Raw genomic sequence first — 8,382 nt, 5'->3', positions numbered from 1 at the left:
GATATACTTGGCTCTTTTCTTCCATGGCAAGACTTTCTACATGAAGGTCCTGTTCCCGAAAGTCTATCACTGGAAGCACTTTCAAAAGTGAGAGCAGAATTTATCAGCAAAAAAGGTTTAGGAGAGTTCTCAGAAGTCTACCAAAACTTTAAAGATAGAGACTCTACTTTAAAATCATTTAGAAAATATGATAAAATTTTCTTATGGTTTGAACATGACCTCTATGACCAACTTCAACTTATTCAACTTCTAGACTGGTTTGCAAAATATGCTTCTACTGATACCCAAATATCTATTATCTCTCCTGAAAATTACTTGGAAAAATCTACACCCAAAGAGCTTAGAGAATTTTTATTATATAACAGAGAGCTTGTCACACACAGGCACTTTATCACTGCTAGAAAGGCTTGGTCTGCATTCTCATCAAAGACTCCACAAGTTATATATAAACTACTAAACGATGATATAGAAGCGTTGCCATTTCTAAAAGATGCCGTTAAACGAATATTAGAGGAGTATCCAAACAGCATAAATGGTCTCTCAAGAACTGCTCATCAAGCACTTCTGATTATCTCAGATGGAAAACAGAAACCCCAAGATATATTTGAAGAGTATCAAAATAGTGAAGAGAGACTTTTTATGGGTGATGTACTCTTTTGGGATATACTAAAAAGACTTGTTGAAGCAAATCTACTAAACTCTATGGAGAATGGTAGAGACCTAAAGCTCACCTCTCTTGGAGTTGAGGTACTCCAAGGCAAAAAAAATCTGTTTGAACTTCATAAGGTAGATAGATGGATAGGTGGAGTCCATCTCACTCCTGATAATCTATGGTGTTGGGATATTGAGACTGAACAAATTTTGAAGTATAACTTTTCAACCAATAAAAATGCTATCTCTACATAAAAACACCCCTGACTCAACATGATGAGTATGAGGAAACTGGTCAAATATTGCAGAATCCTCAATAGTATGTGTCTTAGTCAACTCAACTAAATCTCTAGCCAAAGTTTGGGGATTACAGGAGATATAGATGATATTCTCTATATTTGATATAAGTTTTATGGTATTCATATCCAATCCTGCTCTTGGTGGGTCAACCAATACAGTGGAAAAACTATAAGAATCCAAATCCACATCTTTTAATCGTCTAAACTCTCTTGTTTTATTTAATGCTTGTGTCATCTCCTCTGATGCTAGTCTTATAAACTCTATATTGCTTACACCATTAAGCTCACAATTCTCATTAGCCGCTTTGATAGAGCGTTTACTTATCTCTGTAGCCAAGACCCTGTTAAACTGTTTAGAGAGTGGAATTGTAAAATTTCCCAACCCACAGTAACTCTCCAAAAAGTCACCCTTTCCTATTTTTTTAGCCTGTTTTATCGCCCACTCTATCATCTTGATATTGACAACAGGATTTGGTTGAGTGAACCCACTCTCGTAGTGTCGATAGAGATAATTCTGACCATCGATAAAGAGCTTCTCTGTTACAAACTCTCTACTCAAAATAACTTTCTGTTTTCGACTTCTTCCCATAATCGAAGCATCAAGCAATTTTTCCAACGCTCTTGCCTCTACTTCCCACTCCTCATCCAATTTACGGTGATATATCATCGTAATCAAACACTCATCTGTAGTGGTTGCCAAAAACTCTACAGAGAATATACGCCTCTTTAGAGCCTCCGAAGAGTTTATTGCATCGAGTAGAAGTTTCATTCTCCACTCTATCGGTTCAATAACTTTGGGACACTCCTCTATATTGGTAGCTCCTTTTTTATCAAGTCTGCCCATCGCGTAATTAGCACCACTCTCATCATGCCAAATCTTGAACTCTGACCTTGCACGGTAGTGTGACTCACTTGCCCAAAAAACCTCTAACTCTTTAACTCCAAATGGAGACAATAGCCCCAAAACTCTCTCTTTTTTATCTGCTAACTCTTGTTGATATTCAAGTTCAAAAATAGCACATGAACCACATGTTCCAAAATGTTTACAATTCAATTTATTACCTTAATTTGTATTGGATATAATACTTTTTAAAAATTAATCAGTATTTTATCGAAAAGGTTTAAAAAATGTCTATATCTGTTGTCATATTAGCTGCAGGAAAAGGTAGTAGAATGAAATCTACCACCCCAAAAGTTCTCCATGAAATATCAGGAAAAGCGATGCTCTTTCATGCCATAGATGCCGCACAAAAAATCTCTGATGACATTACTATAGTACTCTATCACCAAGCTTCTCGCATACAAGAGTCTGTCGAAAAAGATTATAAAAATATCAACTTCCATATACAAGATGTAGAGCAGTTCCCAGGAACTGGTGGAGCGATGAGAGATATTACAACTAAATATGAAAAAACGCTTATATTAAATGGTGATATGCCACTCATCACCCAAAACTCACTTCTAGCACTCACTTCTGGAGATGCAGATATAAATATGTCTGTTATCAAACTAGATAATCCATCTGGATATGGTCGTGTAATTATAAAGAATGAGAAAGTGCAAGAGATAGTTGAAGAGAAAGATTGTAATAAGATTCAAAAAGAGACTAAAACAGTCAATGCAGGGATATACTGTGTCGATAGCACTCTGCTAAACCGATATATTCCAATGATAGATAACCATAATGCTCAAAAAGAGTATTATCTAACAGATATAGTAAAAATGGCAGTTGATGAAGATTTAATGGTAACTCCTATATTTGTAGAAGAGGAGGAGTTCAAAGGGGTAAACTCCAAGCTTGATTTGGCAAAAGCAGAAGAGATTATGCAAAATCGTATCAAAGAGGAGCTAATGATGGCAGGGGTGATTATGCGTCTGCCTGATACTATCTATATCGACTGCCGTGCGAAGTTTAAAGGAGAATGTATAGTTGAAAATGGTGTAACTATCTTGGGAGAGAGCTACTTAGAGAATGCTCACATCAAAAGCCATTCGGTGATAGAGGATGCAAAAGTCATCAACTCCGATGTTGGACCAATGGGGCGACTGCGACCACTAGCAGATATTAGAGATACACACATAGGGAACTTTGTTGAGATCAAGAAATCAACACTCACAGGAGTCAAGGCAGGTCATCTTGCTTATATCGGTGATTCTACTATCGGTGAGGGGTCGAATATCGGTGCAGGTGTAATTACCTGTAACTATGATGGCAAAAATAAATACAAAACTGTTATAGGTAAAAATGTATTTGTGGGAAGTGATACACAGTTGGTCGCTCCTGTGACCATAGAGGATGATGTTATCATTGCAGCAGGAACCACACTCACCAAAAATGTAAAACAGGGTAGTCTTGCTATATCCAGACCACCTCTTAAAATCATGGCAGAGTTCTTCTATAGATTTTTTGGAAAGAGTAGATAATGCAACTTGATTTAAAGGGGAAAAGAGTTCTTTTGGGAGTTACAGGAAGTATCTCTGCTTACAAAGCGTGTGAAGTAGCTAGACTATTTATCAAAGCAGGTGCAGAGGTTAGAGTGGTCATGACCCCCAGTGCCGAACGATTTGTATCCGCTTTGACATTTGAGGCTTTGACACGCAATCCTGTTCTTACAGAGAGTAGTGAAAGTTGGTCATCAAGAGTGAATCATATAGAGTTTGGAAAAGATAGTGATGTTTTTGTTATTGCTCCTGCTACAGCAAACAGCATTAACAAACTTAGCAAAGGTATAGCCGATAATATCTTACTACAAACTGCCCTAGCTTTTAACAAACCTCTACTTATCGCACCATCTGCCAATACTCAAATGATGGCAAACCACTATACAGAAGGCTCTCTTAAGATGTTGGCAGTAAATGATGTCAAAATCATCTCTTCACAATCCAAACTATTAGCCTGTGGAGATGAGGGAGATGGTGCATTGGCAGAGCCTAGTGAAATCTTCTACCAAACAGCACAAAAACTCCTTGAAGTCGAGTTTTGGAGAGATAGAAAAGTAGTGGTAACAGGTGGAGGAACTCGTGAAAAAATAGATGATGTACGATACCTATCAAACTTCTCCTCAGGTAAAATGGCAAATGCTCTCGCTACGGCTCTATATCTAAGAGGTGCTGATGTTTGTCTCATAACAACAAAAGAGTATAGTGAGATTCCTAATGAGATTTATACCATAGAGGTAGATGATGCACAAGAGATGCTAGAGTATACCATTGATGCTGTGAGAGTCTCCAAAAAAGGGAAGATGAGCCATGCTAGTATGAATAGCAGTGAACCTGTCCATCTTATACAGAAAAAACCTTATCTCTTTATGGCGGCCGCCGTATCTGATTTTACTCCTAAGTTTCCGCAGGTAGGAAAGATAAAAAAGAGTGATATTGGAGATAAATGGAGTGTAGAACTGAAACAAAATCCTGATATTTTACAAGAGATTAATAAAGATGGATTGATTACTATCGGATTTAAAGCTGAAATGGACTCTAAAAATGGATTTTTCAATGCTGAATCTATTCTTAAAAAGAAAGATATAGATGGAGTATGTTATAATTTGCTAAAAGATAGCCAAAGTTTTGGAACTGATGAGAACAACATAATATTTATAACAGGGGAAGAGAGTATAGACCTCGGAACTTCTGATAAACTTGGATTATCTTTTAAAATTTTAAAAGAGAGTCAAAAATTAGAAAATGAGCAATAATATATTAAAAAATCTAGCTATCATTATGGATGGCAATGGAAGATGGGCAAAAGAGAGAGGTTTGATTCGTACCAAAGGACACGAAAAAGGTGCAGACACTATTCGTGATATTACAGAATATTGTGCAGAGCATGAGACCATAGAGACTGTGACACTATATGCCTTTAGTACAGAGAACTGGAAACGACCAAAATATGAGGTTGATTTCCTTATGCGTCTGCTTGATAGATGGCTCAAAAAAGAGCTTGAGACCTATCATCGGTTTGGTGCAAGATTTGAGACAGTAGGAGATATAGAGGGGTTTTCACCTAAACTTCAAAAAACTATAGCTTCTATAAAAGAGCAGACAGCTCACCACACTAATGTAACGCAGATTTTGGCTCTGAACTATGGTTCAAGAGAGGAGATAGCAAAAGCGGCAACAAGACTAGCTAGTAGAGGTGAAGAGATTACCGAAAATAGTTTAGGAGATGAACTTAATACTCCATATACAGATATAGACCTTATGGTAAGAACAAGTGGAGAGCAGAGACTATCAAATTTTCTCCTTTGGCAACTATCATACTCCGAATTTTTCTTTACACCTACACTTTGGCCTGATTTTACACCTCATGAGTTGGATGATATTGTTGACCAGTATGTCAATAGAAATCGAAGATTTGGAGGACTTTGATGGAAGAGATTTTATTAGTTACGGTCGTATTTATATTTGGTATTGTAATTGGTTCATTTCTAAATGTACTAATATATCGTATCCCAAATGATGAGAATATCGCTTTTCCTGCTTCAAAATGTCAAAGTTGTCAAACTCCTCTAAAATGGTGGCACAATATACCTATAATATCATGGATTATACTAGGAGGCAAATGTTATTTTTGCAAAGAGAAAATATCTATGCAGTATCCACTTATAGAGTTTGCTACTGGTATGATTGCTATTGTACTCTTTTTGAAACTTGGATTGGTTTGGTATCTTCCTATAATATTTATGGTATTTGTTTTACTATTTGCTTTGGTGATGATAGATTTCAAATATATGGCTGTTCCTGATAGTCTAAATCTATTGGCTCTTGCTCTAGCAATTATCAATCCACATATCATAGAGTCTATACAATATGCTCTAATGGCAGCAGGTGGATTAATACTACTAAAATACTACTTAGAGTACTTCTTAAATAAAGAGGCTATGGGTGAGGGAGATATTATCGTAGCAGGAACGATGGGTGCATTACTTGGTTTTCCACTCTTCTTCTATGCACTCTTTTTATCTGCTATACTAGCTATGATTCCATCACTGATTGCTACATATACGAGAGAAGATAAAGCTGTTCCATTTGTTCCATTTTTGGCTATTGCTACATTTATAGTATATGTAGCTGATAAGCAGTTTATGCAACTTGCCCAGTGGCTTATGTATGGGTAAAACTTACTCGAACATGTATATCGTTATGTGTAAAGCGTAGAGACAAGGCACGCCTTGTCTTATCTCATTCAAATTAAAATTATTAATACAATAATGCGTTATTGAGACAAGTTATTGAGACAAGGCATATCATTCATTGAGACAAGGCGTGCCTTGTCTCTACGGTTATGATGTTTGAATATTAAAAAATTTATCATTTTCCCATTTCAATGGATTTTGATGCACATAATCCACAATCTGCATATATCTATCTTCATCTCGTATGATATTTTCATAAAACCTGCTCTGCCAACCAAATTCAAAATTCAATCTATGAGCATGTTTTGTTACAGCCGATTTATACCCACCAACAATTGAAGATATGCTATTTTTACCTTGATTTTGAAATCGTTTTTGTCCAATGTTTTTTTCATCGGTTTCATTCCCCGATAAAATCAATATCCCATGAATATGATTTGGCATCACAACAAATACATCCAATTTAATATTTTTGGCATGGTTTTTTATTTCATACCACAATATATCAGCGATAACACCCAATGGAGATAAAATCATCTTGCCATTCTCAATCTTGCCGAAATACTCCTCTTTGTCTTTGGGGCAGATGGTGATAAAATAATATCCATCCCATCTATAATCCCAATTTTGTAATCGTGTTGATGATACGCGATATTGCTTGTTAAATTTTTCGGTTGGCATTTTTGGGCTTTCCTTTATGTTTTATCGGTATGGTAGAGACAAGGCACGCCTTGTCTCAAAAATATGATATGTTTCAAAAATATGATATGTTCCAAAAATATGATATGTTCCAAAATATGTCATGTTTTAAAAATATAATATTGATAGGAGGGAGACAAGGCGTGCCTTGTCTCTACGGTAATTATACCACCAAAAAATATCAAATCCCCCCAATCGCAAAACTCGTATCCCCATTCAGATAAATAGTAGGCTTCTGCTCATGGTTAAACGCCTCTTTGGCGAGTCGTGGCAAAACCACTTTTACATATTTAGCAATATCCGTAATAGAGATTCTATCCTCAAAATCATACACCTTTTTATTGCCCATTGCGTCCAAAATGGTATAGGTAAAAATCCCATGCTGTTTATACCCATCAATAGCATCCTGACTACTCGAAGCCCCTGCAATAATCGCACTTCCCACATTGCCCCCAAATCTGTTAACCGAGGTGCTTACCAACTCTTTTGATGCCATGCTTCCACTCTGACAGGTATCAAGCAAGATAACCGATTTGACAGCTTTAATCTGGCTCATTATCTCTTTGAATATCTGTTGGTTAATCGCCTCTTTGGTCACATCAGCATCATTGGCACAACCATAAGGGATAAAGTAATAATCTCCATCTCTATCATTGGTAATCCCATGACCTGAAATATACAAGACAAATACATCATCTGCTTTTACCCTATCGGCTATCTCTTTGACTTTTCTATCTATCTGCTCTTTGGTCACTTGCTTATCTTTTAGAGCGTAAGTGTTGACTGTTCCAAAGACAGATTTTCCAATGCTTTTGAGTTTGCTACTCAACTTATCTGCATCATTATTGGGGAATTTGAGGTCAAGTGAATCATCTTTGTAGTCATTAATCGAAAGGGTCAAGAGGTGCAAGTTTGGTTTTCGCTCAACTCTCTTATTATTGACAATTGTGATGGTTGGCTTATTCGATAAAATATCCCCTTTTTGGTTGGTCGCATCAAACGCAATGGTGTGTCTGCCACTAGGCACAGAGATTCTCTGCTCGATAACCGTACACGCTCCAATGGTCTCTTTTTTCTCTCTAAAGGCTTTTGTTCTGCTTAGGTATTTGATAGATTTATCATCGACATAGAAGTTTAGATTCTCTACTCCTCCACCATTGTCACAAACCTTGACCCCTATCTCGGCACTCTCCCCATCTATGGTGTGTGAAGTGGTCAAAATCTCAACTTTTGGTGGCAAACCTGAATTTAAAATAGAGTCAATATCAATCCCTTGGGCATAAGAGCTAATATCTTCACCATTAATCGCTTTGGTCACAAGGTCAGGTCGGTAGAACTGCTGTCTAAATCTGCTTACATCCATAAACTCTGCTTCTTTGTTGGCTCCTCTATTGATATGATAACCGATATACTGCTCTGCTCCTTTTGAGGCGTTGTAGAAGCCCTCTTTTGTCCATGCTATCCACTCGTTGTTTTTTGTGATGAAGAGGTTTAGTTGGGGGTAGATTTGTTGAGAGTTTGACAAATAAATATTTATATTTTTTTCTTTGGCTATTTTAAATACTTTTTTTCTACTGTAATTAAACTTTTTCATCACT

Annotated in this window: 8 protein-coding genes; 5 read left to right on the top strand and 3 right to left on the bottom strand. The window is 36.7% G+C overall.

Going from position 1 to position 8,382, the window contains the following annotated elements; genetic code table 11:
- Window positions 1–906: hypothetical protein (locus tag GSY74_RS00380; RefSeq protein ID WP_223157414.1), on the top strand; the 906-nt coding region annotated here is incomplete at its 5' end.
- Here GSY74_RS00380 and trmA read toward each other — a convergent pair.
- Window positions 877–2,004 carry a tRNA (uridine(54)-C5)-methyltransferase TrmA gene (trmA, locus tag GSY74_RS00375; RefSeq protein WP_164663122.1) on the bottom strand — a complete coding sequence of 376 codons (1,128 nt, stop codon included), beginning with the start codon at window positions 2,002–2,004 and terminating at the stop codon, window positions 877–879. The two genes, GSY74_RS00380 and trmA, sit on opposite strands and share 30 nt — an antisense overlap.
- A gap of 74 nt (window positions 2,005–2,078) precedes the next feature.
- On the opposite strand from trmA, the gene glmU reads away from it, so the two are divergent.
- From glmU to GSY74_RS00355, 4 genes are read left to right on the top strand one after another with little or no spacing between them, the layout of a single operon-like run.
- A complete protein-coding gene (gene glmU, locus GSY74_RS00370; protein ID WP_164663121.1) occupies window positions 2,079–3,374 on the top strand; it encodes a bifunctional UDP-N-acetylglucosamine diphosphorylase/glucosamine-1-phosphate N-acetyltransferase GlmU in 1,296 nt (431 codons plus the stop codon).
- Window positions 3,374–4,645, top strand: coding sequence for a bifunctional phosphopantothenoylcysteine decarboxylase/phosphopantothenate--cysteine ligase CoaBC (gene coaBC / locus GSY74_RS00365; RefSeq protein ID WP_164663120.1), 1,272 nt, complete (start codon window positions 3,374–3,376; stop codon window positions 4,643–4,645). The genes glmU and coaBC overlap by 1 nt, the downstream gene beginning before the upstream one ends.
- Window positions 4,635–5,318: a polyprenyl diphosphate synthase gene (gene uppS, locus GSY74_RS00360; RefSeq protein WP_164663119.1), complete on the top strand. Its 684-nt coding sequence runs from the start codon at window positions 4,635–4,637 to the stop codon at window positions 5,316–5,318. The genes coaBC and uppS overlap by 11 nt, the downstream gene beginning before the upstream one ends.
- The gene (locus GSY74_RS00355; protein ID WP_164663118.1) at window positions 5,318–6,067 is read left to right on the top strand and encodes an A24 family peptidase; all 750 of its coding nucleotides are present in this window, start codon (window positions 5,318–5,320) and stop codon (window positions 6,065–6,067) included. The genes uppS and GSY74_RS00355 overlap by 1 nt, the downstream gene beginning before the upstream one ends.
- Window positions 6,068–6,232: 165 nt before the next feature.
- Here GSY74_RS00355 and GSY74_RS00350 read toward each other — a convergent pair whose 3' ends face one another.
- Window positions 6,233–6,766: a transposase gene (locus tag GSY74_RS00350; RefSeq protein ID WP_164663117.1), complete on the bottom strand. Its 534-nt coding sequence runs from the start codon at window positions 6,764–6,766 to the stop codon at window positions 6,233–6,235.
- Window positions 6,767–6,965: 199 nt separating this feature from the next.
- The coding region (locus GSY74_RS00345; RefSeq protein WP_223157413.1) for a caspase family protein at window positions 6,966–8,382 on the bottom strand (1,417 nt) is incomplete at its 5' end.

Origin of the sequence: Sulfurovum sp. bin170, assembly GCF_010892395.1 — a bacterium.
Taxonomy (GTDB): Bacteria; Campylobacterota; Campylobacteria; order Campylobacterales; family Sulfurovaceae; genus UBA1140.
This window is presented reverse-complemented; position numbering and strand designations above follow the sequence as displayed.

Coding starts and splice junctions, on each gene's coding strand:
- GSY74_RS00355 (WP_164663118.1), top strand. CDS start 5,318: ATGGAAGAGATTTTATTAGTTACGGTCGTATTTATATTTGGTATTGTA.
- uppS (WP_164663119.1), top strand. CDS start 4,635: ATGAGCAATAATATATTAAAAAATCTAGCTATCATTATGGATGGCAAT.
- coaBC (WP_164663120.1), top strand. CDS start 3,374: ATGCAACTTGATTTAAAGGGGAAAAGAGTTCTTTTGGGAGTTACAGGA.
- glmU (WP_164663121.1), top strand. CDS start 2,079: ATGTCTATATCTGTTGTCATATTAGCTGCAGGAAAAGGTAGTAGAATG.
- GSY74_RS00350 (WP_164663117.1), bottom strand. CDS start 6,766: ATGCCAACCGAAAAATTTAACAAGCAATATCGCGTATCATCAACACGA.